Origin of the sequence: Bernardetia sp. MNP-M8 (assembly GCF_037126285.1) — a bacterium.
In the GTDB taxonomy this organism is placed as follows: Bacteria; Bacteroidota; Bacteroidia; order Cytophagales; family Bernardetiaceae; genus Bernardetia.
This window is the reverse complement of record NZ_CP147012.1, coordinates 986,873-1,013,561: the sequence shown is the minus strand read 5'-3', so window position 1 is coordinate 1,013,561 and position 26,689 is coordinate 986,873. Positions and strand designations below refer to the sequence as shown.

The 26,689-nt window shown below is 31.5% G+C and carries 25 protein-coding genes; 13 read left to right on the top strand and 12 right to left on the bottom strand.

Going from position 1 to position 26,689, the window contains the following annotated elements; all coding sequences use genetic code 11:
* The first annotated feature begins 202 nt into the window (after window positions 1-202).
* The 8 genes from def to V9L04_RS04220 all read left to right on the top strand — a co-directional run bounded on the left by def (window position 203) and on the right by V9L04_RS04220 (window position 7,956).
* Window positions 203-760 carry a peptide deformylase gene (gene def / locus V9L04_RS04255; protein ID WP_338792834.1) on the top strand — a complete coding sequence of 186 codons (558 nt, stop codon included), beginning with the start codon at window positions 203-205 and terminating at the stop codon, window positions 758-760.
* A 120-nt stretch (window positions 761-880) separates the two neighbouring features.
* Window positions 881-1,765, top strand: a complete 885-nt coding sequence (locus tag V9L04_RS04250; RefSeq protein WP_338792833.1) for a helix-turn-helix domain-containing protein — start codon at window positions 881-883, stop codon at window positions 1,763-1,765.
* A gap of 90 nt (window positions 1,766-1,855) precedes the next feature.
* Window positions 1,856-2,611 (top strand): SDR family oxidoreductase, encoded by a 756-nt coding sequence (locus V9L04_RS04245; protein WP_338792832.1) that lies wholly within the window; start codon window positions 1,856-1,858, stop codon window positions 2,609-2,611.
* 361 nt (window positions 2,612-2,972) lie between these two features.
* Window positions 2,973-3,860 (top strand): succinate--CoA ligase subunit alpha, encoded by an 888-nt coding sequence (gene sucD / locus V9L04_RS04240; protein ID WP_338792831.1) that lies wholly within the window; start codon window positions 2,973-2,975, stop codon window positions 3,858-3,860.
* 126 nt (window positions 3,861-3,986) lie between these two features.
* On the top strand, window positions 3,987-4,757 hold the full coding sequence (locus tag V9L04_RS04235) for an NRDE family protein (protein ID WP_338792830.1): 771 nt from the start codon (window positions 3,987-3,989) through the stop codon (window positions 4,755-4,757).
* A 281-nt stretch (window positions 4,758-5,038) separates the two neighbouring features.
* A complete protein-coding gene (locus tag V9L04_RS04230; RefSeq protein ID WP_338792829.1) occupies window positions 5,039-5,644 on the top strand; it encodes a gliding motility lipoprotein GldD in 606 nt (201 codons plus the stop codon).
* Window positions 5,645-5,825: 181 nt separating this feature from the next.
* Window positions 5,826-7,481 carry a VWA domain-containing protein gene (locus V9L04_RS04225; protein WP_338792828.1) on the top strand — a complete coding sequence of 552 codons (1,656 nt, stop codon included), beginning with the start codon at window positions 5,826-5,828 and terminating at the stop codon, window positions 7,479-7,481.
* A gap of 28 nt (window positions 7,482-7,509) precedes the next feature.
* Complete coding sequence (locus V9L04_RS04220) at window positions 7,510-7,956, top strand: hypothetical protein (RefSeq protein ID WP_338792827.1); 447 nt, start codon at window positions 7,510-7,512, stop codon at window positions 7,954-7,956.
* Window positions 7,957-7,958: 2 nt separating this feature from the next.
* Here V9L04_RS04220 and truA read toward each other — a convergent pair whose 3' ends face one another.
* The 6 genes from truA to V9L04_RS04190 form a co-directional block, all read right to left on the bottom strand.
* A complete protein-coding gene (gene truA, locus V9L04_RS04215; protein WP_338792826.1) occupies window positions 7,959-8,735 on the bottom strand; it encodes a tRNA pseudouridine(38-40) synthase TruA in 777 nt (258 codons plus the stop codon).
* 78 nt (window positions 8,736-8,813) lie between these two features.
* The gene (locus V9L04_RS04210; RefSeq protein ID WP_338792825.1) at window positions 8,814-9,536 is read right to left on the bottom strand and encodes a 2-phosphosulfolactate phosphatase; all 723 of its coding nucleotides are present in this window, start codon (window positions 9,534-9,536) and stop codon (window positions 8,814-8,816) included.
* On the bottom strand, window positions 9,523-10,374 hold the full coding sequence (locus V9L04_RS04205; protein ID WP_338792824.1) for an MBL fold metallo-hydrolase: 852 nt from the start codon (window positions 10,372-10,374) through the stop codon (window positions 9,523-9,525). Before V9L04_RS04205 ends, V9L04_RS04210 begins: the two co-directional genes overlap by 14 nt.
* An 86-nt stretch (window positions 10,375-10,460) precedes the next feature.
* Window positions 10,461-11,693 carry a cysteine desulfurase gene (locus V9L04_RS04200; protein WP_338792823.1) on the bottom strand — a complete coding sequence of 411 codons (1,233 nt, stop codon included), beginning with the start codon at window positions 11,691-11,693 and terminating at the stop codon, window positions 10,461-10,463.
* A gap of 174 nt (window positions 11,694-11,867) precedes the next feature.
* A complete protein-coding gene (locus tag V9L04_RS04195; RefSeq protein WP_338792822.1) occupies window positions 11,868-12,272 on the bottom strand; it encodes a hypothetical protein in 405 nt (134 codons plus the stop codon).
* 17 nt (window positions 12,273-12,289) lie between these two features.
* A complete protein-coding gene (locus V9L04_RS04190) occupies window positions 12,290-12,544 on the bottom strand; it encodes a hypothetical protein (protein ID WP_338792821.1) in 255 nt (84 codons plus the stop codon).
* Window positions 12,545-12,706: 162 nt separating this feature from the next.
* Between V9L04_RS04190 and V9L04_RS04185 the strand changes: the two genes are divergently transcribed.
* Together V9L04_RS04185 and mgtE are read left to right on the top strand one after the other, a co-directional pair.
* On the top strand, window positions 12,707-14,551 hold the full coding sequence (locus tag V9L04_RS04185) for a chloride channel protein (RefSeq protein WP_338792820.1): 1,845 nt from the start codon (window positions 12,707-12,709) through the stop codon (window positions 14,549-14,551).
* 132 nt (window positions 14,552-14,683) lie between these two features.
* A complete protein-coding gene (mgtE, locus tag V9L04_RS04180) occupies window positions 14,684-16,036 on the top strand; it encodes a magnesium transporter (RefSeq protein ID WP_338792819.1) in 1,353 nt (450 codons plus the stop codon).
* Window positions 16,037-16,149: 113 nt separating this feature from the next.
* Here the strand turns inward: mgtE and V9L04_RS04175 are convergent, their stop codons facing one another.
* Both V9L04_RS04175 and V9L04_RS04170 read right to left on the bottom strand, forming a co-directional pair.
* On the bottom strand, window positions 16,150-17,088 hold the full coding sequence (locus V9L04_RS04175) for a hypothetical protein (protein ID WP_338792818.1): 939 nt from the start codon (window positions 17,086-17,088) through the stop codon (window positions 16,150-16,152).
* 183 nt (window positions 17,089-17,271) lie between these two features.
* Complete coding sequence (locus V9L04_RS04170) at window positions 17,272-20,679, bottom strand: UvrD-helicase domain-containing protein (RefSeq protein ID WP_338792817.1); 3,408 nt, start codon at window positions 20,677-20,679, stop codon at window positions 17,272-17,274.
* Between the two features lie 224 nt (window positions 20,680-20,903).
* On the opposite strand from V9L04_RS04170, the gene V9L04_RS04165 reads away from it, so the two are divergent.
* Together V9L04_RS04165 and V9L04_RS04160 are read left to right on the top strand one after the other, a co-directional pair.
* Entirely contained in the window at window positions 20,904-21,242 is a 339-nt protein-coding gene (locus V9L04_RS04165) for a hypothetical protein (RefSeq protein ID WP_338792816.1), read from the top strand.
* Between the two features lie 405 nt (window positions 21,243-21,647).
* Window positions 21,648-22,043: a DUF6678 family protein gene (locus V9L04_RS04160; RefSeq protein ID WP_338792815.1), complete on the top strand. Its 396-nt coding sequence runs from the start codon at window positions 21,648-21,650 to the stop codon at window positions 22,041-22,043.
* Between the two features lie 212 nt (window positions 22,044-22,255).
* Here the strand turns inward: V9L04_RS04160 and V9L04_RS04155 are convergent, their stop codons facing one another.
* The 4 genes from V9L04_RS04155 to V9L04_RS04140 form a co-directional block, all read right to left on the bottom strand.
* Window positions 22,256-22,975, bottom strand: a complete 720-nt coding sequence (locus V9L04_RS04155; RefSeq protein WP_338792814.1) for a metallophosphoesterase — start codon at window positions 22,973-22,975, stop codon at window positions 22,256-22,258.
* Between the two features lie 103 nt (window positions 22,976-23,078).
* Window positions 23,079-23,771 (bottom strand): DUF5606 domain-containing protein, encoded by a 693-nt coding sequence (locus V9L04_RS04150; protein WP_338792813.1) that lies wholly within the window; start codon window positions 23,769-23,771, stop codon window positions 23,079-23,081.
* 215 nt (window positions 23,772-23,986) lie between these two features.
* Complete coding sequence (gene yihA / locus V9L04_RS04145) at window positions 23,987-25,048, bottom strand: ribosome biogenesis GTP-binding protein YihA/YsxC (protein ID WP_338792812.1); 1,062 nt, start codon at window positions 25,046-25,048, stop codon at window positions 23,987-23,989.
* Window positions 25,049-25,173: 125 nt separating this feature from the next.
* A complete protein-coding gene (locus V9L04_RS04140) occupies window positions 25,174-25,671 on the bottom strand; it encodes a hypothetical protein (RefSeq protein ID WP_338792811.1) in 498 nt (165 codons plus the stop codon).
* Between the two features lie 71 nt (window positions 25,672-25,742).
* On the opposite strand from V9L04_RS04140, the gene V9L04_RS04135 reads away from it, so the two are divergent.
* Window positions 25,743-26,525, top strand: coding sequence for a tetratricopeptide repeat protein (locus V9L04_RS04135; RefSeq protein ID WP_338792810.1), 783 nt, complete (start codon window positions 25,743-25,745; stop codon window positions 26,523-26,525).
* The last annotated feature ends 164 nt before the right edge of the window (window positions 26,526-26,689 follow it).

The window sequence follows — 26,689 nt, the reverse complement described above, 5'->3', positions numbered from 1 at the left end:
AAACGAAACTCATAAAGTTAGTTATGGGAAATACAACATGCTGTTTTACCACAATTTTAATTGTGGGTTTCGTTTATACAAGTAATTTACAGAAATTTGTAGTTGTTCATATATGCAAATCATTTATTCAATTACAATGAAATCAAATTACCTTTTCCTTTTTCTATTAGTGTTAATTATTTTCAACTCTTGTAAGACAAGTTTGCCATCTAATTCTAGCACTTCATTTTTTTCAAAAGAAGAACTAAAATTGATTTATGAGCAAGATTCTAGTCAAGCGATGCGTGTTTGGAAAATTACCAATAAAGAGGATTCTATATTTTTGAGAAAGAATTGTCAAGAAGTAAAATTTAACCCCACAGACACAACAATTCATTATTTTGTACACCGACTTTTCAAAACTGTTCGTCATCCTAGTTCGATGGGTGTGGGAATTGCTGCGCCACAAGTAGGCATAAATAAACGCATTATTTGGGTCAAACGTTTTGATAAAGAGGAAGAAGAAATGCCTTTTGAAGTCTATATCAATCCAAAAATCATCAAATATGGTGAAGAAGTAAAAGAAACAATGGAAGGCTGTCTTTCTATTCCAGACCGTAGAGAAAAAGTAATTCGTCCAGACAAAATAACGATTGAATACCAGACTTTAGACGGAAAAGTGCATCAAGAAATTGTCGATGGTTTTACTTCTGTTATCTTTCAACACGAAATAGATCACCTTGATGGAATATTGTATTTAGACCATTTGAAGAATGAGTGAGTTCGATTACTAAAATTAATATGCTTTACTTTAGAACATAATCTTGAATCTTAATGATTTTCTTTATATGATTAAAGAAGATTTTAAAGAAAGAAATTAAAAACTACAATAAACTAGTCAATGAATGAGAATCCACTCAAAAAATATCATTTACACAAAGACAATTATTCTAAATTGCAACTTGATATTAATGCCTCCAAACTATATTGTGAAAAAAACATACAACATTGCTTTAAGCCACATGTACATACTTTTTTTCAAGTGATTTGGTTTAAAAATAAAGGAAAGCATTTTGTGGATTATGTGGAATATTTACATCCTAAAAATTCTATTTTTTTCCTTTCGGAAGGACAAGTACATTATTTTTGTAAAGATTCTGAAAATGATGGTTATCTATTTCATTTTAATGATTTTTTTCTAAATAAAGAAGAAAAAGACTCTTTTAATCTAATTCAATATAAAATTTTCAATGAGTCAGGACAACCATTCATAATTCTTTCAGAAGATAAGATACCTGATTTTGAATATCTGACAAAGAAGTTAATTAATGAAATAGAAACTAAAAAGCGAGGTTATAAAGAGCAAATTTATCATTACTTTCAAGTGTTTTTACTAAATCTTGAAAGACTGAAATGGTCACAGTCAGACCAAGAGATAAATTTGAATGACTTAAAAATAGATTATAATTTTGAGCTAGTAATGCGCTTCAAAAAAATGGTTATAGAGTCTAAAAATGAGTTTAAAACAGTCTCCTATTTTAGTGAGTCATTAGGAATTAGTGATAAAACACTGACAAATATTTCAAAAAAATATCTTCATGAAACACCTGCTAATTTTATCCATAAAAGAAAGATACTAGAAGCCAAACGTTTACTTTCAAATACAAATTTGAGTATAAAAGAAATTGGGTATCAATTAGGGTTTGAAGAAGCTACTTATTTCACTAAATATTTTAAGAAGCACTCTTCTCTTACTCCAAAAGAATTTCAAAAGCAATTTCTGTAATTTATCATTCCTTTTCCCTAATTTACCATTTTCTCTGCACTGAAAGCCTCAACTTTGTGTCATATTATTAACCATTAAATCAATTCAAATATGACAAAGCAAGCAATTATAGTAGGTGGAACAACAGGAATGGGTAGAAGTACAGCAGAACTATTGTTAAAAGATGGAAACGAAGTTATCATTATTGGCAGACCTGACAAACAACTAGACCAAACCATCAAAGAATTATCAAAATTAGGAAGTGTAAAAGGTGTAGAGTTAGATTTATCAGACTTTGAAAAAGTAACTGGTTTTTCAAAAAATATTTCTAGCCTGTATCCAAACTTAAAATACTTAGTCAATGCAGCAGGTTATTTTAGTCCAAAGCCATTTTTAGAGCATCAAGAAGAAGATTATGAGATTTATCATAATTTTAATAAAGCCTTTTTCTTTATTACTCAATCAGTAGCTCAAGTAATGGCAAAAAATGGAGAAGGCTCTATCGTAAATATTGGTTCTATGTGGGCAAGACAAGCAATCAAAGCTACTCCTTCTTCAGCTTACTCAATGGCAAAAGCAGGTTTGCATAGCTTCACACAACACTTGGCAATGGAGTTAGCTGATTATAATATACGAGTAAATGCTGTTTCACCTGCTGTTGTAGTGACACCTATTTATGGTGCATTTATGGAAAAAGATAAAATTGAAGAAAATTTGCAAGGTTTTAATGGATTCCACCCTATTGGAAGAGTTGGCAGACCACAGGAAATTGCTCAAACCATTTATTTTTTACTTACAGATAAAAGTTCTTGGGTTACAGGAGCTATTTGGGATATTGATGGTGGAGTTATGGCAGGAAGAAATTAATAATGTTTAAATTTTTATGTTCAATTAAAAAACTTTATCAGTAGTTTTTATCAAAGTAAATTCTGACAATAGTTAAAGTATAATTTAAACTATTGATAAACTTTAAACAGATTCAATGATTTTTTGAATTGAAAAACTAGTTTTTCCAAAAGAAATAAACTAAAAAAGAAAAATTTCTAACTTGACTTGTAACCTTGAAATGAGTGTTTTTATAATTTGAATATAAGAATATCCTTTGTTGTTGGTGTCCTTATCAACGATATTTTCAATAATTCTATTTCTAAGATTATTATTTTATCAAAATAAAAGGTATTTTTGTCTATATCATTTTTTACACTCACAAAAAATCAATATACAGACTATGAGCGTACTTGTAAATAAAGATTCTAGAATTATTGTTCAAGGTTTTACTGGAAAAGAAGGTTCTTTTCATGCTGAACAAATGATCGAATACGGAACAAATGTAGTAGGTGGAGTTACACCTGGAAAAGGTGGAACTACTCACTTAGGTTTGCCTGTTTTCAATACAGTTCTTGATGCAGTAGAAGGTGCAAAAGCTGATACTTCAATTATTTTTGTTCCACCTGCATTTGCTGCCGATGCTATCATGGAAGCTGCTGATGCTGGAATTAAAGTAATTATTGCTATTACAGAAGGAATTCCTGTTCAGGATATGGTAAAAGCAAAGGCGTATGTAATGGACAAACAAGATTGTCGTTTGGTAGGTCCTAACTGCCCAGGAGTAATTACACCAGAAGAAGCAAAAGTAGGTATTATGCCTGGTTTTGTATTCAAAAAAGGTAAAATTGGAATCGTTTCTAAGTCTGGAACATTGACTTACGAAGCTGCTGACCAAGTAGTAAAAGCAGGTTTAGGTATTTCTACTGCAATCGGAATCGGTGGAGACCCAATCATCGGAACAACTACAAAAGAAGCTGTAGAACTTTTAATGAATGATGATGAGACAGAAGCAATTATCATGATTGGTGAAATTGGAGGAAACTTAGAAGCAAATGCTGCTCGTTGGATTAAAGAAACAGGAAACAAAAAACCAGTTGTTGGTTTTATCGCTGGACAAACAGCTCCAAAAGGAAAACGTATGGGACACGCAGGTGCAATTATCGGAGGTGCAGATGATACAGCCGAAGCAAAAATGCGTATTATGCGTGAATGTGGAATCCATGTAGTAGATTCTCCTGCGAATATTGGACTTACAATGAAACAAGTTTTGGAAACAGCGAATGCTTAGTTTTTAAAAATTTATTTTATTAAAAAAATGGATTCAAACTTTAATGCTTGAATCCATTTTTTTTATTTTATACGCAATTTTGATGTAATTTTGCATTTTATAGATTTTATCAAAAAATATTCTTATATGTGTACGCTTACTTTTGTTCCTTTAGAAAACAATAATTTCCTTCTCACTTCTAGCCGAGACGAGCAAAAAACTCGCAAAAATTCAGAATTACCTTCTTTTACAAAGTTAAATAATAAACAAATTCTTCGTCCTGTTGATGGCGATGCAGGAGGCTCTTGGATTGGAATAACTCAAACAGGTCGTACACTTTGTCTTTTGAATGGTGCTTTTCAGAAACATAACAGAAATACGCCTTACAGAAAAAGTAGAGGAATTATTTTGATGGAACTTTTGGCTATGGATTCTGAAAATGAGATTGAAAATTATAATTTTGATAAAATAGAATCCTTTACATTGATTTGGATAGATAAAAAAAGTAATGCTGTTTCGCTCACAGAATATCGCTGGGTAGAAGAAGAAAATAAACTATACAAAAAGAATGTAGATACAAAATATGCTTATATTTGGTCTTCAGCAACGCTTTATACTTCTGAAATAGCAGAAAAACGAGAAGAATGGTTTGAAGAGTGGACAGAGTTTTATCTAAAAAAAGGACAAAAAATAGATACGATTTCTCAAATTCTATGGCATTTTCATGTAAAAGGGGGCGAAAAACAAAATGCAACTCCTAGAGAACAAATTTTGATGCAAGACCCACATGGAGGAACAGTCAGTTTGACACAAATTATTTCTTACTTTAACTCAAAATCTACAAAAGATAAGCTCACAATGAAGCATTACAATCTAAATACACTAAAAAGTAGTTTTGATGAAATGTTAGTAAAATAGAATATACAGTTTATAAAAATTAATTTTAAATAAAAGAATTATTTAATTCTTAGCTTAAGAATGAGAATTAAATAAATGCTTACTTTTGACTTATTAATTGATTATCAATTAATTAAAATCGTATTTTTTAATTTGTAATTAGCTTCGCTGCTTTGGCAGGTCGTAATTGTTTATTTTTTTATAAATTGAATGAGAAATAATTTATACCAAAAATATTTTTTTCTAGTTATATAGATTCAAACACAATCCTGCAATTATTTAGAGAACCTCAACATAGCAAAATGAAATCAACTATTCCTTTCCTATTTGTCATTATTTTATCAGTAAGTTTGTTTTTTTCGTCTTGTCAGAGTGAAGAAGATAATTTTATTCCAAAACCATTTGGTTATTTCAGAATTGAGCTTCCTGAAAAGAGTTATACAAAACTAGAAGGCGATTTTCCGTATTCTTTTGAGCATTCGAAATATGCTAAAGTAGTAAAAAACACAAGCCAAAACGCTGAAGAGTATTGGATTACTCTAAAATATGAACCGATAAGTGTAGCCGAAATTCATATTACCTATAAAGAAGTCAAAAACGAGCCTAAACTTTTTATGGAATATGTAAATGATGCTCACAAAATTACTTTTAATGAAATAAATACGGCTCGTTCGTCTGCCATTGACCAAGTTATAGATTCAAAAAATGGCAACGGAATTGTCTTTACGATTTCAGAAGGCGAAGTTCCAACAGTTTTTAATTATTGGGTTTCTGATTCTTCTACGCACTTTTTGAGAGCAGCTATGTATGTTCCGACTTCTAGCCAAAATGATTCTCTTGCTCCAATTTTGAAATATACAAAAGATGATATGATGCACATGTTGGAGACTTTTGAGTGGAAGAAGTAAAAGTTTCCTGTAGGATAGGATTGGTAAATGATTTTTATGATTAATGAAGATAATCACAACTGAAAGTCAGCGAAGCTAAATACCTATTTTTTATTTTCTAACAATTCCAACTCACAAAAGGTATTTAACTGGTAACTGATTACTACTTACTGGTAACTGAAAAAAACTGATAACTGAAATTATGAACTCCTTCGAAGAATTAGAAATTACCTTTAGCCGTTTTATAGATTTTGGAAAAGTATTAGATAAGCCTACACGCAAGTTTTTGGTGTTTTATCTCTATTCTATTTTGAAGGGAGACGGTAATAACAATGATTTAGGAATTGAGAATGAAGAGTTTCAAGCCTCCTATTTTTCTTATCTTAGAAAGACCTTAGACCGTATTTTTGAAAATCAAACTATCATCAAACTTGCCAAAGAAAATGAATCTTTGACGGGTCAAATAATAAATGATACGATAAAATGGATAAAAGATACCGATAAAAAAATAAATGCAAAAAATCCATTTCAAGAAGAACAAGACAAATTTAATGCGTGGGCGCACAAACCTACACATTTGTATTTGACCGATTGGGATAATCTTATCAATTATATTTCTATTCGATATGATAGAGAAGAGTTAGATGCAAATTTCTATACTCAAAAATTTAAAGACCTTATTCCTCAAAGCAAAGAATTTGTTTTATCAAAAGAATATGACCCACAAGCAGAGAAAAAGATTCCTTTAGATATTTTAATTGCTGACCTTTTGGCTCAATGGGATGCTTTACTCACTTCAAAATGGCTAGAATTTCAAGCGCAATATTTGGAAGAAGCAAGTGAAGATTTTTCTCAAAAACTCTATCAAAAAGCTGATGATTTGGAAAAATTAGGTAAACTAATTTCTCCTTTTGCAATGGAAGTAGGGCGTTATTGGGATTTGTCTCAAGCTCTTTGGAAAAAAACAGGTTTTGAAGCACTAGAAAAGTATGCCTCTATTTTAGAAAATGAAACAGCTATTCAAGAACTGGTAGATTTACTAGGAAAAATGCGAGAGGCACAAATCGAAACCGAAGAAGAAGAATACAAAGAAGTTGTCGTTTATCAATCAAAAGTAAAAGACCCACATTTGCGTTCTGAAATAAACGGAACTAGAATGAGCAATGATTTGAATACCGTTTTGCCTTCCGAAATTGCATTATTAGGAAATCCAAAAACAGAATGGATGTTTTTGAAAAAATATGCCGATAGTCAATTATTATCTTTTCAGTATGAGGGAACAAAGACTATTTTTAATTCGGAAGAAGAAACTTTTTCGCACCAACATCAAAAAAAGAAAGAAAAAGGTGCATTTATCGTCTGTATTGACACAAGTGGTTCAATGCAAGGAACGCCTTCACAGATTGCCAAGACGCTTTGTTTTGCTATTATGAAAATGGCTGCAAAGGAAAGCCGTAAAGCGTATTTGATTTCTTTTTCGGTAGGAATAAAGAAAATTCGCTTAGATGATATTGCCGAATCGTTGGACAGAATCGTAGATTTTCTTTCTATGTCTTTTGATGGTGGAACAGATGCAACTCCTGCGCTTTCCGAAACTTTGACACTTTTAAAAGAAAACGATTTTAAAGATGCTGATGTTTTGATGGTTTCTGATTTTGTAATGTATTCGCTTAGAGAAGATTTTATAAAGCGAATGGAAACCGAACGCCAAAAAGATACTCGTTTTCATAGTTTAGCGATTGCTCAAAATGCAAATGCTGAAATTTTAGAAGTTTTTGACCACAACTGGGTCTATAATCCAAAGGAAGACAATGTAATTCAACGCATTTGGAAAGATTTACAAACGTTGGAAGATTAAAAATGCTAATTTATTTTTATATTCGTTTATGGGAAAATATTATTATTTGATTGTCGTGGTTCTTTTTGTGAGTGTATATTTTATTGCGTCTCACTTCGAAATAACTGAAGAAAAGCGTCTTGCTGAACATAGAGTTGGAATAGAAAACCTTAATCCATTAGAGCAACAAATTGTTGGAAGATGGTGGTCTTCTATTTCTGGTTTTGGGAGCAACCGAATATATAGAAACTACATGCTCTTCTCGGCAGACAAAACATATTGGAGAAGAAAAAGCGAACTTAAAAAAATGTATGCTGGAAAATATGGCTTTTGGCAAATAAATTCAGAAGATTCTACTCTGACAATAAAGTATGATAGTAAAAAGCTGAAAGATAGAAACTTTAAAATACACGCCATAGACTCTAACTCTATTAGAATAGAAGAAATGGTAGAAAGCAAATACGACCATACAGCTAGATGGACAAGAATAGAGTAGTTTTATAAAAAAATCTCTCTAGGATATTTTACATCTACCAAAAAAAGTCCTTGCGAAGGAACAGAAACACCTGCTGACTTTCTATTTTTATCTAAAATAATTTTTTCAAAATCATTAATTTCTATTTTTCCTTCTCCCACCAAAAAAAGCGAACCCACAACAGCACGAACCATTCCTCTCAAAAAACGATTTGCTGAAATGGTAAAACGCCAATAATCTGATTGCCCATTATTATTTTCGCCTTCTTTTGTCCAAATAGCTTTACTAATATCGCACTCAAAGTTATTTACTTGTGTCTTTACTTTACTGAATGATTCAAAATTAGTGTGTTTTAATAAATATTCGGCTGCTTGATTCATTTTCTCAAAACTGGTATCATTTAGTCCTTTTCTGTGAAAATGAGCATGATTTATCAAAAACGGACTTTTTTCAAGAATTACATGATAATGATAAGTTCTCAAAAAAGCATCAAAACGAGCGTGTGCCGTTTGAGTAACTGGAAGAACTTTCAAAATAGCGATTTGAGGAGGTAAAAAACTATTCATTCTATACTTCAAATCAACTACATTAATTTCATTCTCTGTATCAAAATGAGCAAATTGTTTTTTGCAATGAACACCTGTATCTGTTCTGCCACTTCCGACAATAGGAGTTGGTGTTCTCAAAATTTTTGATAGACCGTCTTCAACAATAGCCTGAATGGTTTTTGGCGTGTTGTTTTGTGATTGCCAACCATGATAATTCGTGCCTTCGTAAGCCACTTCTAAAAAATAACGCATAATAATAAGCAAAAACAGAGTTAAAACCCTGTTCAAGTGATAATTAGGATTTGAAATATACTGAAATATATTTTACATTTATTTTGCTAAATTCTCTAAAATATTTCCTTTTAAGATAGGAACATTTTTAAATTTATCAATTTCTAAACAAAAATCCATGTCATTTTCTACTCCATGTTCTTTAAGTCGCTTATAATGAGAAGAGTGTTTCAGTATTTTGGATAAATTATTTTTGACAGAACTATAAGAATGAGTAGAAAAAAGAATTTCATCACCTTCCCACCAAAAATTACCTTTCAGTTTTAGAGCCAATGCACCTGCAAAAAGAGAATCTTCGGCATTGAAACGACCTTTCCAACCTGCACACACAATTACGACATCTTTATTTTGAGATTTAAGATAAGAAGTAATAGCTTTCAAATTCAAAAAAGCTGCAATGACCACCTGCTCGGCTGTATTTTTTACGGCTTCAATGGCTTGTGTTCCGTTTGTGGTTGTCATGACGATTTTTTTAAATTCTTGTTCCATGTGTTCGAAAGGAGAATTTCCAATATCAAAACCTTCTACTTTTTCTCCATTTCTTTCTCCTGCTGTTACGTACCCCTCTGATTTATAACTTAGCGCATCCTCAACACTTGCTACAGGAACAACATGAGTTACACCACTTGCCAAACCTGCCACCATACATGAAGTTGCTCTAAAAATATCTACTATAACAGCAATTTTTCCTGTCAAATCTATAAAAGAAACTGCATCAGGAGTAAGACAGATTTCTAAAGTTGGTTTTTTATTTTCGTTCATATAAGTAATCGGAATTGGCTTTTTGATTTTCTAAATCTCTAACTATTGATTTTATCATATTTAGTTTAGATAAATTTCCATTAGAGAGTATTCTGACAAACCAATTTTCTTTTAAGTTTAATTTTTTAAATATCTGATTAGCTGAATAACCTTTTTCATAAAGAGTAGAAACATCATTAAAAGATGATTCTAAGAAATTCAGTTTTTTGTTTAGTTTCTCTTTTGGATTTGTTAGTTGTGGTTTATGTCCACAAAACATTACTTCAAAATCTAGCTCTAAAATTCTTTTTATAGAATTTATTTGCTCTAAAATACTTTCATTCTCCAAAAAGTAATCAATATAGGAATTAATATATAAATCTGCTGAAAATAACCATTTTTTCGAAGGCTCATACAAAGCAACCATATCAGAAGCATGTCCAGCTATAGGAATTAGTTGGAACGACAAATTATCAGTTTCTATACTTTCAGCTATTGGACTCAAGTGATTTTGAGAAGGACGATTTCCCCATGTTATTTTTTGCGCAAGGCTAATTTTAGGAGGGTTTTTCATCATCTGACAACATAAATTTGAAGCAAATACTTTACAATTATGCTGTTTTTGCAGCCCTGTAATATTTCCAGTATGGTCTTCATGATGATGCGTAATAAATATTTGCTTTATGTCTAGCTTTTTAGTTTCTGCTAGTATTTTTTCTTTTGCATTGCTTTGTCCTGTATCTATCAATAATCCATCTACAAAATAAATATGTGTAAATAAAGTAGGCAGCCCAAGAATTTGATAGCCAAATTTAATTCCTAAAACTTCCTCATAGTTGAATGATTTTGTAATGACCATTTGTGTTTTTTATTTCGAATATAAAAAAGAGAATAATCGCTTGAAAAAATTATTCTCTTTAATTCATCTTTAACTGATTACTACTTTTAACGAAGTCTTTCAATAACCATTTCAAGTGTTTCTGCAAAGATATCAATTTCTTCTTTAGTATTGTAGAGTGCAAAAGAAGCACGAGCTGTTCCCTCTAAACTCAATCTTTTCATAAGAGGTTGAGTACAATGATGACCTGTTCGGATTGCAATTCCATTTGCATCAAGCATCAAACCCATATCGTAATGATGAACACCATCGACAACAAAAGAAATTACACTCGCTTTTTCTTTAGCTGTTCCAATTATTTTTAGACCTTTTATAGCAGAAAGTTGTTTTGTTCCATAATCCAAAAGCATTTGTTCGTGAGCAATAATATCACTTTTGGTAAGATTATTTACGAATTCAAAAGCCAAACGCAAAGCAACTGTATCAGCAATATTTGGCGTTCCTGCTTCAAATTTGTAAGGCAGTACGTTATATGTAGAAACATCAAAAGAAACATCTTTTATCATTTCTCCTCCTCCCATATACGGAGGCATTGCGTCTAAAAGTTCTCTTTTTCCATATAAAAGACCAATTCCTGTTGGTGCATAGACTTTATGACCTGAAAGCGCATAAAAATCTACATCCAAATCTTGTACATCAATTTCTAAATGTGGACTTGCCTGTGCGCCGTCAATGACTACTTTTGCACCTACTTCATGCGCCTTTTGGATAATTTCTTTTACTGGATTGATTGTTCCAAGTGCATTCGAAACGTGAACAACTGCAACAATTTTAGTCTTTTCAGAAAGTAAGTTTTGATAGGCTTCCATATCCAATTCTCCATTATCAAAAACAGGAATCACTTTTATTTTTGCGCCTGTTTGAGAAGCTACAATTTGCCAAGGAACAATATTAGAATGATGTTCTAAGCTAGAAATAATAATTTCATCACCTTCTTTCAAAAATGTTCTGCCATACGATTGAGCAACCAAATTGATACTTTCAGTTGTTCCACGAGTAAAAATGACCTGCTCTTCAGAAGGAGCATTTACGAATTGTTGTGCTGATTTCCTTGTTTGCTCAAAGGCTTCTGTGGCACGTTCTGCGAGTGTGTGCGCTCCTCTATGAACATTCGAATTTATCTTTAAATAATAATTTGAAAGTGCATCAATCACTGACTTTGGCTTTTGTGTTGTGGCTGCATTGTCAAAATAAATTAATGCTTTGCCTTGTATATCTTGATTGAGAATTGGGAATTCTTCTCTAATTTTATTTATGTCGAATTTTGTTGCAGTAAGCATAATAGTCTGGTTTTCTATGTAAAACAGACATCTTGTCTGTTGAGTTTCATTTTCTGCACAGATTAGGAAGTCTGTGATACTGTAATACAAATATAGCCAATTTAGATTGATTTTAAACAAGCTAGTCTGATATTGAACTAAGAAAGTAAATAAGGGTTTTGTTTTAGATAAAAATTATTCCCATCGCAAACAACTAAAAGGAATATGTAATTCGCTACACACTTTTTGTCCTTGAAAAATAGCAGGATTCCATTTGGTTTTTAATAGAGATTCGGAAAGTTTCTGTTTACAATTTTCTTCTAAATTGATGACTAAGTTTTTTATTTCTCTTACATTTCCTTGTTTATCAATTATAAGAGTTATAAATAAACGACTTGGATAACGTTTTTCTTTATCTATACAATTTTTGAAAACAGGTATGATTTCTTCGTCCAAAAAGTCAAACATTGATTTTGCTTTATTCTCAGCTTGTGCATAATAAGCTGTGCTATCTACCAACAAGTAGATTTCATCACAGTTTTGAGCAAAAGCAAAATTTGTAGAAAATAAAAAGAAGAAAAGAGCTATATTTTTTTTCATTTTGATTCATTTAAAAATTAATCTTCATCATCAAAAACAGGAATTGCAGGGTCTTTCGAATTCGGATTGTTCATTGCTGTATCAATCTCCAAAACTTCTGTATTTGATTGTTTTAGTAGCTTTGTTTGTTCATATTGTAAACTATCTTTCAAAAAAGCATCATTTACTTTTTCTTCTTTGCTCATTCCACAGGATGATAAAAATAAAATGGAGGCAATAAATAGAGAAAAAATAAGATAAGAATATCTGTGTGTGTCGTAGATGTGTTTCATAATGTAAAGTTATTGGTATTTTTATAATTTTTAATTTGTAATTCAATACAAGTATAGTATATTTCGCTTATTTTTGCTAGACTAAATAATTTATTAAAACTATATTAATAAATTTGTTTCTTTCTCAAAACCAGACAGCTACCTTAGAAACCTACGCTAATTTTGCCTAATTTTTTTTCAACTTATTCTGACAAATTACATAACTTATTTCTTCGTTATTCCAAAAAATTAAACGGAAACATTATTCGTTTTTTGATTTGGAAAAGTGAATATTTATCTGATAAAAATTTTTTGCTAGTTGTCAGTATTCTTATAGGAGTCTTAGCTGGTATGGCAGCCATGTTTTTACGTACAACTGTGCTATGGGTAGAACATTATTTGGCTTCTTCAAGTCAGTTTTCTGAAAGCTATAATTATGGTTTGCTTATTTATCCTACTATTGGATTACTTATAACAGCTTTTCTATCAAATGTAGTTTTTAAAACAGATTTTGGACACGGTTTTACTGATATTCTTTATTCTATTTCAAAGAAAGATGGAAAAATAGATTTCAGTAATATTTATTCTCGTATGTTAGGAGCAATTTTCACGGTAGGTTTTGGTGGTTCGGCTGGTTTGGAAGCTCCTATTGTTATGTCAGGTGGTGCTATTGGCTCAAATGTTTCTACAGCAATGCTTTTTGCCAAGAAAAAACGAATTTTATTGATTGCTTGTGGCGTTGCAGGTACGATTGCAGCTATTTTTGATGCACCTATTGGAGGAGTTATTTTCGCTGCCGAAGTAATTTTATTTGATGTCAGTATTGCCAATATTGTTCCTATCTTACTGGCTTCTGTGGCTGCGAAACTTACAGCTTTGGTTTTGGGTGGAGATGATGCTCTTTTTACATTTCGACTAAAAGATGCTTTTCAAACCATTGATGTTCCATATTGTATTGTTTTGGGAATTCTGTGTGGGTTTTTGTCGCTTTATTTTATGGAAGTAGTCAAAAGAATAAACAAATTAGCTAATAAAATACCTAATCCTTATTTAAAAGCTCTTATTGGAGGTTTATTTTTGTCTACCTTGATTGTTGTTTTTCCTCCTGTTTATGGAGAAGGAACAATGCTCTTGAAATCACTTTTGAGTGGAAGTGAAATAGTAATTTTTGCTAATAGTATTATCTTTAAAGAATTGCCCCCTCAAGCTCTGTTTTTAGGCTATGTTTTAGTTATGTTGTTGTTTAAATGTGTAGCTTCTGCTATCACGATTGCAGCAGGAGGAAGTGGAGGAACGTTTGCCCCTTCTTTATTTTTGGGAGGTGTTTTGGGTTTTACCTTTGCAAGAGTAATTAATATTTTAGGTTGGGAAAGTTTATCAGAAAGTAATTTTATTCTTTTTGGAATGTGTGCTGCTATTTGTGGTGTTCAATATGCGCCTTTAGCAGCTATATTTTTGATTGCAGAACTTACTGGTGGCTACGAATTATTTGTGCCTTTAATGCTTACATCTGCTATTACTTATATTACAGTTACCTATTTTGAACCTTACTCTCCTTATATTCGTGAGTTGGTTGCTCAAGGAGATATTATTAAAGGTGACCAAGATAAAAAAGTGCTTAGTAAGCTCAAAATCAATAAATTGATAGAGAAAGATTTTAAAACTCTTCCCGAAAAAGGAACATTAAAAGACCTTGTAAATGTAATCAAACTTAGCCATCGTAATTTATTTCCTGTTTTAAATGAAGAAAAAGAGTTTGTCGGAATGATAATGCTCAATGATGTTAGAAAACTGATGTTTGAAGCTGAAAAATATGAAATTATTGCTTTACGTGATTTGATGCAACGTCCTTCCGAAATTGTAGAATATGGAGAAACAATGGATACTGTTATGAAAAAATTTGAAAGTAGTCAGGCGTGGAATCTACCTGTTATCAAAAATGGAAAGTATTTAGGTTTTGTATCCAAATCAAATATTTTTAATAAATATAGAGAAGGAATGCAAGAAGAGAATGAAGAGGTTTGGTAAATTTGTCTATTTGTTAGGGTTAAGTTTGTATCTGATAAAGTGAAATTTTAAAAAACCTTGCTTCTTGTTGTGAGTTGTAATAAGTAATTCTAACTTTGAAGAAAATATTTTCCACTCTAAATTATCTACTGCTTGAATTTTACACTTACCCAAGAATATCTAGATCAATTTTCAGAGGCTGCACAAACTCAAAATGCAGATTTTATAATATCTCAAACTAACATTCTTCATTCGGCTGATATCTCAACTATCTTAGACGAACTAGAGACAGACGAATGTCATTATATTTTGAGTCTGCTTCCTGAACAAGTGCGTGCTGATATTATTAGTGATTTAGATACAGATATTCGTTCAGATTTTTTGCAAACTTATGAGCCTTCAGAGGTAGCAGAAATTTTGGATTATGCTGATTCTGATGATGCAGCAGATATTTTGAATGAACTTCCTATCAAGATGAGGGAAGAAGTCATTGCTTATGTGGAAGAGCCTCAAGATGTAATGGATTTATTGCATTATGATGAAGACTGTGCAGGTGGTTTAATGGCAAAAGAATTGGTTACAGCCAATATAAATTGGACAGTGGTGCAGTGTGTAGAAGAAATACGAAGACAATCTGAGAATGTAGAAAAAATTTATTCAATTTATGTAATTGATGATAATAATGTTCTTTTAGGAAGAGTAGGAATAAAAAAATTAGTTTTGAATCGTAGCAATACTAAAGTGGCTGACATTTATGAGCCTGATATTATCTCAGTTTATTCTTATCAAGATGAGGAAGAAGTAGCGAATATTATGCAAAAGTATGATTTAGAAGCTATTCCTGTAATCAATGTTAATAAACAACTTTTGGGTAGAATTACGATTGATGATATTTTAGATGTAATAACCGAACAAGCCGAACAAGATATTCAGGCAATGGCAGGTATTTCAGAAGATGTAGAAGAAGATGACAGTGTATGGGTGCTTTCTCGTGCCAGACTGCCTTGGCTTTTGATTGGAATGGTAGGAGGAATGTTGGGGGCAAATTTTATAGGTCTTTTTGAAGAACAGTTAAGAATTGTTCCTGCTATGGCATTTTTTATTCCTCTAATTACTGCAACAGGTGGAAACGTAGGTATTCAGTCTTCTACTTTAGTAGTACAAGCTCTAGCAGACACAGGAGGTTTGCAAGAAAGTTTGTGGAGACGAATTTTAAAATCCTTTTTGGTTGCTCTTATCAATGGTTTTGTAATTGGTGTTTTTGTTTTGGGAGCAAATGTTCTTCTTACAAAAGGTGATATTGTTCTTTCTTTGGTAGTGTCTTTTGCTCTTTTTTGTGTCGTTATTATTGCTTCTATTATGGGAACTATAACACCACTTATTTTGAATAAATTTAAAGTAAATCCTGCTGTAGCTTCTGGGCCTTTTATCACAACAGCCAATGACCTTTTAGGATTGGCTATTTATTTTTCAATAGCTAAACTACTCTATTCAATGGCTATTTGAGTGAAAATAAGACAGAGAGGTTATTTTTCGATAAAAAAAGGTCAATTCATAAATTTATGAACTGACCTTTTTTATTTAAATAAGTTTTATCTAGAATGATAAAATTTTATTATTTATTTTACTATTGATACATTAAGAGTAATAGAACCAGATTCTCCAGTTACAATTTGTTGTACGTGAACTAAACCGTCTTTTCCATCAGCAGTTCTAAACGCAAATACATCATCTACAGCAAGTTTGTTTACACGAGAAGCAGAACCTTCTTTAATGTCTCCAGTTTCTCCAATGCTAGGTTCAGAACCATTAGTATAAGCAGTAGTAAGCTGAGAACCATCAAATATAGCTGTGAAATCTGCTTTTGTAAGAGTAGTGTTTCTGAAGCGAGTATCATTTCTTGTTCCCCAATCACTAGTGCTATAAACTTGTTCAATAGAAGCATCTCTCAATGAACCAATTACTGCACCTTGCCCCGCAGATTGAGATCCTTGTAAATAAGCGATATCAATAAGTGCTGAATTTGTTCTAGCTTCAGCTAATTTATAAATAGCTGAGGTACTTGCATCTAAAAAGCTACCATTAGCTGTGTTAGCTTGAGCTCCTAAAAGGATAACAGGGAAAGTTTCATAAGCAATAGGATCTGGTGCTTCATTGATAGTTACAACCACATCTTTTGAAGATGTAAGACCTGCCATATCAGTAGCTTTAATAGTAAAAGTAACTGAACTAGCAGCATCTGCAAGCATTCCTGTAAATGTATAAACACCAGAAAAACGAGTATTATTATCTGTAAAAGTATCTGTAGCAGGAGTAAATACTTGATCAGGTTGTCCTGTATAAATGATACGTACTTCTGAAAGTTCACTCTCAGTTGAAATTACTTGAAAAGTAAAATCTACACTTTGATTTACATCAATAGTAGCACTTTCAGGGTTTACAGTAATAGAAGGTGCTGCACTTGGATCGTCAGTGCTATCACCACAAGAAGAAAGAGTGCCTACTGCTAAAAGCAAAAGAACTAAATACGAGAAATAAGAAAAAATTGATTTTTTCATTTTTGAGAAAATTTTGTTTGAAATTGAATAAAAAAAATAGTGAAATAAAAAATTGTTTGGTATAAATTTGATAATTCTGATTTGATAAAAAATGTATAAATTAAATATCAAAGCATAGGTTAATCAAAAGTATTGCCAAGTTTACCGAAATATTACAAAAGTTTGTCGAAAGTGTCATATATGTTAATCTACTTCTATAACTTTCATTTTTTCAGTATAAACCAAAAAACGTCTGACTTTGCGTTTGCCCATTTGATAGAGAGCAGTTGCATAACCATTGATTTGTTGTTGATGTTTGGGGTCTATCTGTCCCGTTTTGTAATCGATAAGAATGGCAGTATCGCCTTTTATCATCATACGGTCAGGACGTAAGACTCTACGATTTCCCTTTTGAATAATTTCTTGTTCGTTTAAGATTTGATACGCATTCGGATTGTTTGCGTTCTCTTTTTGAGAAATATCAATATCAGGACGAAAAAATTCTGCAATCTGTTGCAGCATCATGACATTTTTCATTTTGGTTTCTAAGCTGTTTCGCTCATCTTCTGCAATAAGCCCTTCACTAATAAGGCTTTGAACTGCTTTTGAAGTATCATTAATTGTAAAAATTTTTTCAAAAGCATAGTGCATTAAAAGACCATCTTTCCTAGAATCATAAAAATCTTCTACTGTTAGGTAGCTTTCATCATAGCGCAGATTGTTTTTTCTGACTCTGATTTTATTTCTAGCTTCTGTACTGACGAGTTCTTTTATAGTGAGCGTTTCCTTATTATTAACTTTTGTTTTGTGCTTTTTGTTTGAGTTATCTTCAAAAAGTAAATATTCTTGAGCATTAATTTTCTTAACACCTGCTTCTCTTAAGAGAAATAATCCTAATAAATCAGCAATATCTTTGACCTTATCAATTCCAAAATTATCTTCTTTTGTAGTATCATTTGCTTTTGTTTTGACTGGCTTCTTATCTTCCAATTTGGAAACTTGTTTTGTCAGAATGAACAACTTTTCGGTAGGACGTGTCAGACCGACATACAAATTATTAATGGCATCAATAAAATTCAGTGACCATTCTTTTTTGTAATCTTCTGAAAAAATTCCATCTTTCATAGTTTCACGCATCGACAAAATCATAGTTGAAAGCTCAGGAGCAATCGGATTGTCTTCCCATTCTACCCAAAGCTGACTAGAACCTCTCGGTTTTACACTCCAATCTGCAAAAGGCATAATCACGATAGGAAACTCCAAACCTTTACTTTTATGAATCGTCATGACACGCAAAGCAGCTCCACCTTCAGGGGAAGAAATAGAAATTCTTCCTTTTTTGCGCTCCCAATGTTCCAAAAAGTCTAGTAAATTATCATTCTTGTTTCGACTAAATTCAAACAACACATCAAGTAATTTTTGAATATAAAGTTGTTCGGTATGATGACGATAGAGTTCTAATTCTCTAATGAGTTCTTCTGCAATTTCATAAAGTGAAAGATGGCGAAGAACAGGCATTGAAAGTGTTTTTTTGAACTGTTCTTTTATGATTTTGGTAAAATTCTCTTCGTCTTCATTATTTACTTCATCAGCCAAATCAAAAGGAGGATTTTCAGATTGATATTTCTGTTCCAAATGATTTTCTAAAAACTCAATAATTTCTAGTTTTCGGGGTGCATCATCAGGTTGTTGCAACAAAAACATAAAATTAATAATTGTCTGAACCACTTTTGAAGAAACTAAAAGCAAAGAATCTCCTGAAATAACAGGGATTTTTTGTTCGATAAATTTTTCTGCCAAAAATGCTCCCATTCCATTTGTTCTGACTAAAATGGTAATGTCTTCTAACTTATAATCTTGTTTTAAAAGATTTTTAACTAAGTCCAAACAATACTCAAAAGTACGTTCTTGATAGATTTTTTGAGAGTCTTTACTACTTTTTTCTACAAAACGAACGGATACATGCCCACCTTCTTTAAAGACAGTTTCTTGAATTACCTCAGCATAATGCGAAGACAAATCTGGACAAACAGAATCAAAACGCTTTCTTATAAAATGAAATAATTTATTATTAAAATCTACAATATTGGGGTCGCTACGACGATTTGTACCTAAAATTTGCTGATTGGCGTGTTCTTGAAAAATATCGGTATGTTCGGCAAGCATAGAATCTGGGTCTGCGCTTGGAACATTTGGCAAGTTTACCAAAAGGTCAGCATCTCCACTTCGCCAGCGATAAATTGCCTGTTTGGCATCTCCAACCACCATACTACGCATTCCGTTTGCCAAACTATTGGAAACCAAAGGAATCAAATTATGCCATTGCATCTTTGAAGTATCTTGAAATTCATCTATTAGAATATGCTTGAATTTTTCTCCAATCCTTTCAAAAATATACGGAACAGGTTCATTTTCAACTATTTTATTAATTTTTTCATTGAATTCACTCAAATAAACATGATTTTTCTTTTCTTTAAAATATTCAATTTGACTTGCTATTTCCTCTAAAAACATCATCTGAAAAATAAAACGTCGCATCATTCGGCTGTATGCATATTTTTCTTGATATTCATTTTTTAAAGCTTCAATTTTCAGAATCATATCCTTAATAATAGGAGAAAGTTCTTTAATTGCTTCCAAACTTGAGCCTTTTGTTGCTTTTGCAGCCCATTTATTGAGCTTCAACCCATCATTAGCGATATAAGAATTAAGAGGTTTTTGTTTATCCCACTCTTCTTTTATTTTATCTTCATTGGTAGCATACGTCAGAACATGATTATAAATTCCTCTAGTAGAATAATGAAAATCTTTAGCCACAAGTCCATTTTCTTCGAAAGCATTTAACAGAATCCTTCCAAAATCTCCTGCTTGTGGAATAACTTCATTTTCTACCTTTTCGATATAGGTTAGATAATCTGCTTTTACCATCTTTAGCTGTGTTTGGGTAAGAGCTTTGATTTTTTCTACTGAATGTTTTTTAGCTTCCTCAAAAATAATTTTCCCAAAATCTAAAAGTCCTCTATCTACGTTCCAGCTTTTTTCATCTTGTGTTTCTTTCAAGACAAATTCTTTCATGACTTCGCTCAAATGATGGTCGCCACGTTCTCCAATCTTATAATACATTCGACTGACAGCTTCCTCTAAGGCTTCTTCAATGTCTAATTGAATCTCAAAATTGGGAGGCAAATCCAAATCTTTGGTAAAAGCCTGAACAATTCGTTTGGAAAAAGAATCAATCGTAGAAACTGCAAAATCGGAATAATGATGTAAAATAGTTTGATGCAATGCCTTCGAACGCCTTACAATCTCATCTTTTGTAATTTCTATTTGTGGATATTCTTCTTTCAATTCCTTCAAAATATCATGAAACATCGAATCTTCCTCTGCCGTTTCCAAAACCGAAAAAGCATCCAATTTGCTCACAATACGCTGTTTCATTTCCTTTGCTGCATCATTTGTAAAAGTTACAGCCAAAATATGACGGTAATAATGCACATCAAATTCGCCCAATAGTTCTGGATTGGGACTTGCCAAAGCAATTTTGATATATTCTTTGGTAAGCGTATAAGTCTTGCCAGAACCTGCTGACGAACGATAGATGGAAAAAAGCATCTTGTTTGAATTGTGAATGGTAAATTATGAATTGTGAATTAAAATTACGTTATTTTTTAGCATTTTGCTAATGGAATGAGGTGTTTATTTTAGTTAGTTTTTGTTATATTTGAGTACAGTAATTAAAAATTATAACATATAGAAAGTAAAATACTATAGTATTAAAATCCCGTTTATTATTCTAGTAGTCAAATTTTATGTAAACTAATCAAAAAAGATTAATTATGATTTCCTTCAAACAAGTAGAAATTTTAAAAGATAAGTGTCTTAATGATTTGAGTAAAGTCTATAAGACTAAGATAGTGCAAACTAAATTAAGAGAATTTGATTTAGGATATATTCTGTATTACAACACAGAAACATGTGTTTTGAGTGGCTCTCATGATGTGTTTTTAGGAGATGGTTGTCTGGTTATTGACAAAAATGATGGTAGTATTAAATCGGTTTCTATACATCCAGTTCAAGCGTTTGGAGGAATAACTGTAGAAGATGTTTATAAGAAAGAGAAGTATGGAATTCCTATAGAAAATGAACAAGAGAAATTACATAAATTTATGAAGTAACTCTACTATATAACTCTACTATATAAAGAGGAGCTATTCGAAATTTCTCTGAAAAACAAATTCTAAACTATCCAAATTAATTTTCAATGAAAAAACGTTATCCTCGTACACTTTCATCAGGTGCAAACAATACAGTTGTTGCCATTTCTGAAACAGAAGTGGGAAAATTTTATAAAAAACTAACTCCTTTTTTTTGATTTGTAGATTGTTTTTAAGTAAATTTTTGGTTCTTCCAACTTTTTAGCGATTATATGAATTTGACTATAATTCTTAATCTAAAATTTTGGAAGTTTCTAAAATCCTTGTCTTTAGTTTCGGCTTGCCATGTTGACCAACAACAGAAAAACATTAGAAATATAAAATATGAGTGAAGAAAACACAAATTCCATTCGATATCACAAAAAATTGAACAAAGAAATTGCTGAAAGAACAGGTTTTATGAATAATACTAAATGGAAATATTTATTCAATAAAATAAATGCTCTTGATTATGGTTTCAAAGCACTTGTAAAGTTTTTAATTGATGAAAAGTTACGCTCCTTTTCTATACCAAAAGAAACTGACTTTATAAACGGAAAATATCTTGAACAGTATTGTGGAACTTGTGAATTAAAAGAAATTGAATATATTTTTATTCCTTCTCAAAGAATTTATGAAAGAAATAATAGAACTGAAATTTTAGAACCACGAATAGAAAATCAAGAAATAGATAAATTAAAAAAGTGCTTAGACACAGGAAAAATAATTGAATATGAGGAAACTGAAAAGGGCATATTTATCTATGGGTATGGAAAAAAATAAACTAAAAAAAAAGCATAAAACCTAGTTATTAAGTATTTTAATTTAGGTTTACTCCTATTTATCAAGTTTGCCAAATCTGCGATTTGGCTCAATTATAAACCGAAGCCCATCTGGCGCAAGGCTCTCCTTATGCCTATCATTTTGTCAGCATATGCTGACGAAACAGCAAGTACAAGATAGAATCTTGCACTAGAATCAGAATTTCCTGTTTCTTACTCAACATTCTTCTGCAAAATAAGCTCTAAACTATCCAAATTCAAACTACAAAGATTCCCAAGCTGTTTGTAATCCAAAATTTTATGAGGTTTTGTATATACACAGCCATTGTCTAAGGGAATGACAACAGCATTGTTAGTGATACTTTTCTGAATATCTGTAAGATTGGTTGGCGTATGACCATGAATTATTTTTTTACCTTTCAAAAGTTCTGTATCAGCTTGAAAACGACGAATTTCTAGCATTGCTTTATAATTTTGAAAAGGTTTTTCGTTGCGAAAATCAAACCCTGCGTGTACTAAATGATAATCTTCTAACTCATAATAATAAGGTAAAGATTCGAAGAAAGCTAAATAGTGTGGTTTTATTTTTAATTGCTCATCTACTATTCCTTTACATTTATTAATCTTTAGAAAAAGCCGAAACATACGTTCATTATACTCTTGACTAGCTTCTAAAAGATTAAGTTCGTGATTTCCCATTAGTGGAAAGACTTTATAGCCATTTTCTTTCAAATACAAAATATAGTCAATTACTCCTGCACTGTCAATTCCTTTGTCGATATAATCTCCCAAAAGAAATAAATGATCATCTTTTGTAAGTTGCATTTTATTTCCTACTAAAGCCTTGAAAGTCTTGCTACAACCGTGAATATCACTGATTACAAATCTTCTGCCTTTTGGTTTTTCTAGTATTTTTATGTGTTTTTGGGACATACTATTTTCAATAGAAATTGGTTTTAGGTCTTCCTTAACTAAAAAATCCTAAATAGATTCTCTTCTATTTAGGATTTTTTGTTGATTAAAGAAAGGTAAAAAATTACTTATCTCCTCTCTTACCTTTTACAGCTTTGGTAGCTGCTTTTGAAGTTGGTTTCTGTGTTTTAGCTGATGGCTTATCCGTTTTTTTAGCAACTGTTTTCTTTGCTTTTGTTTCTTTGTCGTCTTTTTTAGCTGTTTTTTTCTTAGGTTTTTCTTCTGTTGCAGTAGTCTCAGCTTCTACCATTGCATCAACTTTTTTAGTTGCCTTTTTAGTTTTTGCTTTAGGCTCTTCAGCACTTTCTTCCGATTTTGTTTCAGTTGTTGGAGTTTCTTCTTCTTCCTCTTCTTCTTTTTGAGCAGGGTCTATTAGTTCAGGAGCATGTTCAGCCAAGATACCGTACCACATTACTAATTTTTTAATGTCAGAAGTATAAACACGATCTTTGTCCCATTCTGGCAAAATATCATTTAAAAGTCCTTTTAGCGCATCATTGTCTGATGTTTTGATGTCCATTTTGAGAGCATATTTCTCATACATCTTATGAAATACATCTTGCAAAGGAACAGAACCTTCTTCAGTAGTTGTATAAATAGAAATTTCTTTTAGAATAGAAATACGATGGCTTGCATCTGCCATAATTTTGGAGCGACCTCCTCCGATAGCTTCAATAATTACTCCGTTGCGAGTAGGTTTAAGAATTTGATACAGTCCTGGTTTGCCCGAAATAACGGCTACTTCTTTAAGTTTCATATATACTATGTAGAGTTTTGTTGATTAGTTTTATAAGGATTTATGCTTCGATTTTCGTACAAAAATTAGCTTATTCAGATAAACGTTTTTTATGAAATAAAATTTTATTCGAAGGCTAAAGCCTATAAGTATATTTTAAATTACAATAAATGCAAGAGCGCAAAAATAGTAAAAATAAAATAGAATTTTGATTTACATTTAATTAAGCTATTGATTTACTTTTTAGGTCGCCCTGTTTTTCCTTTAAAAGGTGCTGCTTTCGGATTGGTTTTGTTTATAGAAGAGTTTGAACTTTTAGGAGTAGATTTGAAATCTTTTTTAGGCGTATCTTTTCCAAAATCTTTTTTTCCTGCTTTTGCTACTGCTTTTGAGTTTCTTCCTGTACTCTTTACAGGTCTTTTTCCTGTGTTTTTAGCAGGTTTGTCACTGTTATTTGAATCAGAAAAAGGAACAGTATATTTTGAGTTTGTCTTTCTAGGAGAAGCATATTTTGAAGGCTTTACTGGTTTTGGAGTGGTTGCATCAAATGTTTTTTTCTCAAAATCATTCAATTCATTTGTTTGCTCTTCTTTTTTATACGGTTTATGTTGATTGTATTTTTTTCTTTGTACAACTTGTTTTTGTGGCTGTGGAAGCTCTTCTTTTGTAACTTTAATAGGCTGAATTTGAGAAAATTTTTCCTCTAATGCCTTATTATATTTTTCTATATAAACCAAAATATCTTCTGTACCTTCATTTTTAACTGACGAAGTAATAAAATTAGGAGGTAATGCTTCCCAACGAGATTTCAAAACTGTTTCATAACGCTCTAAAGAAGCGACCAATTTACTATTATTGAGTTTGTCAGCTTTTGTAAAAACGATAGCAAAAGGAATTTGATGTTCTCCCAACCATTCAAAAAATTCTAAATCAATCGCTTGTGGCTCGTGCCTGATGTCTACCAAAACAAACGTTACTACTAAATTTTTACGTTCAGAAAGATACTCTGTAATTAAGCCTTCAAAATCTCTTCGTTGTGATTTACTCACTTTTGCCCAACCATAACCTGGTAAATCTACTAAATACCAATTTTCGTTTATTAGAAAATGATTTATTAATTGAGTCTTACCTGGTGTAGAAGAAGTTTTTGCAAGACTATTTCGGTTTGTCATTGCATTGATAAGAGAAGATTTACCCACATTCGAACGCCCAATGAAAGCATATTCGGGCATGTGAGGTGAAGGACAAGTCTTTACAGACGGATTGCTTTCTAAAAATTTGGCAGTATTGACTTGCATAGCTTAATGAAGAATAAAATCGTATAAAACAGGTAAAAAATAAATACAAAGGTCGCTAATTTTCTACTCATTGTCAAAAATGATGAAAATTAAAAGTTGTTTTCTCAATTATATTTTAGAACGAATTATTTTATTACCAACTTAGATATTTTTGAAACAGGTCCTGGACATTGTTGTTCATGACATTGCAAACAGCTTTTTACAAATAAGTTAAAACCTTCTACTTGAAGACTGTGTTCTTTACCTTTAGAAGCATTTTGATATACGTTTTCCAATTTTTGAAGCATTATCTTTGCCATAGCATCAAAGGCTGGACTTTTTGTATGTTCGTCTGTTGGTTCTGCTCCTAAAATATTTTCAAAATGAGGTAAATAATCGGGCAATTCTTTTGTGTTTTTATTGACAATGGCTGTTTTTAGTGTATCAGCATATTCCCACATATCACGCATCAGAACAGCTAATTCACTGCTAGGGTTAGGCGAACGGGGGTCATTAATTAGTTTTTTACTATCCTCAGTTTTGATTGCTACTTGGTCTTTATCAATCGTCTCTTTTTTATTTGTTTCTGACAAATTACAAGAGCAAAAACAGCAAATTAGTAGCACAAATAGTATCTTATTCATAGAACTCAAACAATTTTAAAAATAACTTTGTGATTGACAATTAAATCGCTAAAAATAATTACCATTAAAAAATGAACATTCAAACTATAAATATAGCTATTCAAGAAGGAAATTTCGAAAAAGCTGTCGAAGTTTCTACCAATTTATTGAATGATTTTGCTGAAAATCCTCAAAAAGAGGAATTAAAATTTATTTCAGAAGGTGAAGTTTTATTTCGTCGTGGCTATGCTTATTTCAAACTACAAGAATTTAAGAAGGCATTAGAAGATTACAATTTATCTATTCAGAAAGCTGAAAACCCAAATGCGTATAGTGAACGAGGAGTGCTTTACTTTACAGTTGGAAAACTTGCAGAAGCCTTAGTAAATATGAACATTGCCTTAGATTTAGAACCTGATAATCCATATCGTTACTCTAGCCGTGCTTATATTCGTGCAGCAGCAGGAATGACTGTTTTGGCAATGCAAGATTACAGAAAAGCAGTAGAACTAGACCCAGAGGATGCGATTGCTCATAATAATTTAGGACTTTTAGAAGAAAAAGTAGGTTATCAATTAAAAGCAAATAAGCATTTTGAAAAAGCTGATAAACTAAGAGAAGAGCAAAGCAAGGAAGATAAAATGCTAACCAAGAAAATGGATTCGGAAATTAGCCAAAATGAAGAAAATCAGGCTAAAGATAAAAGTAAAAAAGAAGTAGAAGTAAGAAATGAGACCGTATTAAGTCAAGATTCTAAAGGTGAAATAAATCAAAATCCTACAACTTATCAAGGAGCATTTAAAAAAATATTTTCTTCAAAAGAAGCTTTTAGTAATGCACTAAAAAAGGCTAGAGATGTTTATTTTAAAAAGTAAGATAGTAACAAAGGCTGTTTTTTAATTTAAAAGTAGCCTTTTTGTTTTTTTTGTAGGTAGATAGATACAGATTTTATATATTTGGAGAATGGTCTATAATCTAGTTTACTTAAAATTAAGTAAGATGTTATTTAAGTAACTAACTAGATTTGAAGAAATGATAA

Bases quoted from the DNA above. Each gene is read 5' to 3' on its own strand.
- V9L04_RS04195 (WP_338792822.1), bottom strand. From the start codon at position 12,272: ATGAAAAAAAATATAGCTCTTTTCTTCTTTTTATTTTCTACAAATTTT.
- V9L04_RS04150 (WP_338792813.1), bottom strand. From the start codon at position 23,771: ATGAAACTTAAAGAAGTAGCCGTTATTTCGGGCAAACCAGGACTGTAT.
- V9L04_RS04140 (WP_338792811.1), bottom strand. From the start codon at position 25,671: ATGAATAAGATACTATTTGTGCTACTAATTTGCTGTTTTTGCTCTTGT.
- V9L04_RS04245 (WP_338792832.1), top strand. From the start codon at position 1,856: ATGACAAAGCAAGCAATTATAGTAGGTGGAACAACAGGAATGGGTAGA.
- yihA (WP_338792812.1), bottom strand. From the start codon at position 25,048: ATGCAAGTCAATACTGCCAAATTTTTAGAAAGCAATCCGTCTGTAAAG.
- V9L04_RS04225 (WP_338792828.1), top strand. From the start codon at position 5,826: ATGAACTCCTTCGAAGAATTAGAAATTACCTTTAGCCGTTTTATAGAT.
- V9L04_RS04175 (WP_338792818.1), bottom strand. From the start codon at position 17,088: ATGAAAAAATCAATTTTTTCTTATTTCTCGTATTTAGTTCTTTTGCTT.
- truA (WP_338792826.1), bottom strand. From the start codon at position 8,735: ATGCGTTATTTTTTAGAAGTGGCTTACGAAGGCACGAATTATCATGGT.
- V9L04_RS04205 (WP_338792824.1), bottom strand. From the start codon at position 10,374: ATGGTCATTACAAAATCATTCAACTATGAGGAAGTTTTAGGAATTAAA.
- V9L04_RS04200 (WP_338792823.1), bottom strand. From the start codon at position 11,693: ATGCTTACTGCAACAAAATTCGACATAAATAAAATTAGAGAAGAATTC.
- V9L04_RS04220 (WP_338792827.1), top strand. From the start codon at position 7,510: ATGGGAAAATATTATTATTTGATTGTCGTGGTTCTTTTTGTGAGTGTA.
- V9L04_RS04155 (WP_338792814.1), bottom strand. From the start codon at position 22,975: ATGTCCCAAAAACACATAAAAATACTAGAAAAACCAAAAGGCAGAAGA.
- V9L04_RS04170 (WP_338792817.1), bottom strand. From the start codon at position 20,679: ATGCTTTTTTCCATCTATCGTTCGTCAGCAGGTTCTGGCAAGACTTAT.
- V9L04_RS04250 (WP_338792833.1), top strand. From the start codon at position 881: ATGAATGAGAATCCACTCAAAAAATATCATTTACACAAAGACAATTAT.
- V9L04_RS04190 (WP_338792821.1), bottom strand. From the start codon at position 12,544: ATGAAACACATCTACGACACACACAGATATTCTTATCTTATTTTTTCT.
- V9L04_RS04165 (WP_338792816.1), top strand. From the start codon at position 20,904: ATGATTTCCTTCAAACAAGTAGAAATTTTAAAAGATAAGTGTCTTAAT.
- sucD (WP_338792831.1), top strand. From the start codon at position 2,973: ATGAGCGTACTTGTAAATAAAGATTCTAGAATTATTGTTCAAGGTTTT.
- V9L04_RS04230 (WP_338792829.1), top strand. From the start codon at position 5,039: ATGAAATCAACTATTCCTTTCCTATTTGTCATTATTTTATCAGTAAGT.
- V9L04_RS04210 (WP_338792825.1), bottom strand. From the start codon at position 9,536: ATGAACGAAAATAAAAAACCAACTTTAGAAATCTGTCTTACTCCTGAT.
- V9L04_RS04235 (WP_338792830.1), top strand. From the start codon at position 3,987: ATGTGTACGCTTACTTTTGTTCCTTTAGAAAACAATAATTTCCTTCTC.
- V9L04_RS04135 (WP_338792810.1), top strand. From the start codon at position 25,743: ATGAACATTCAAACTATAAATATAGCTATTCAAGAAGGAAATTTCGAA.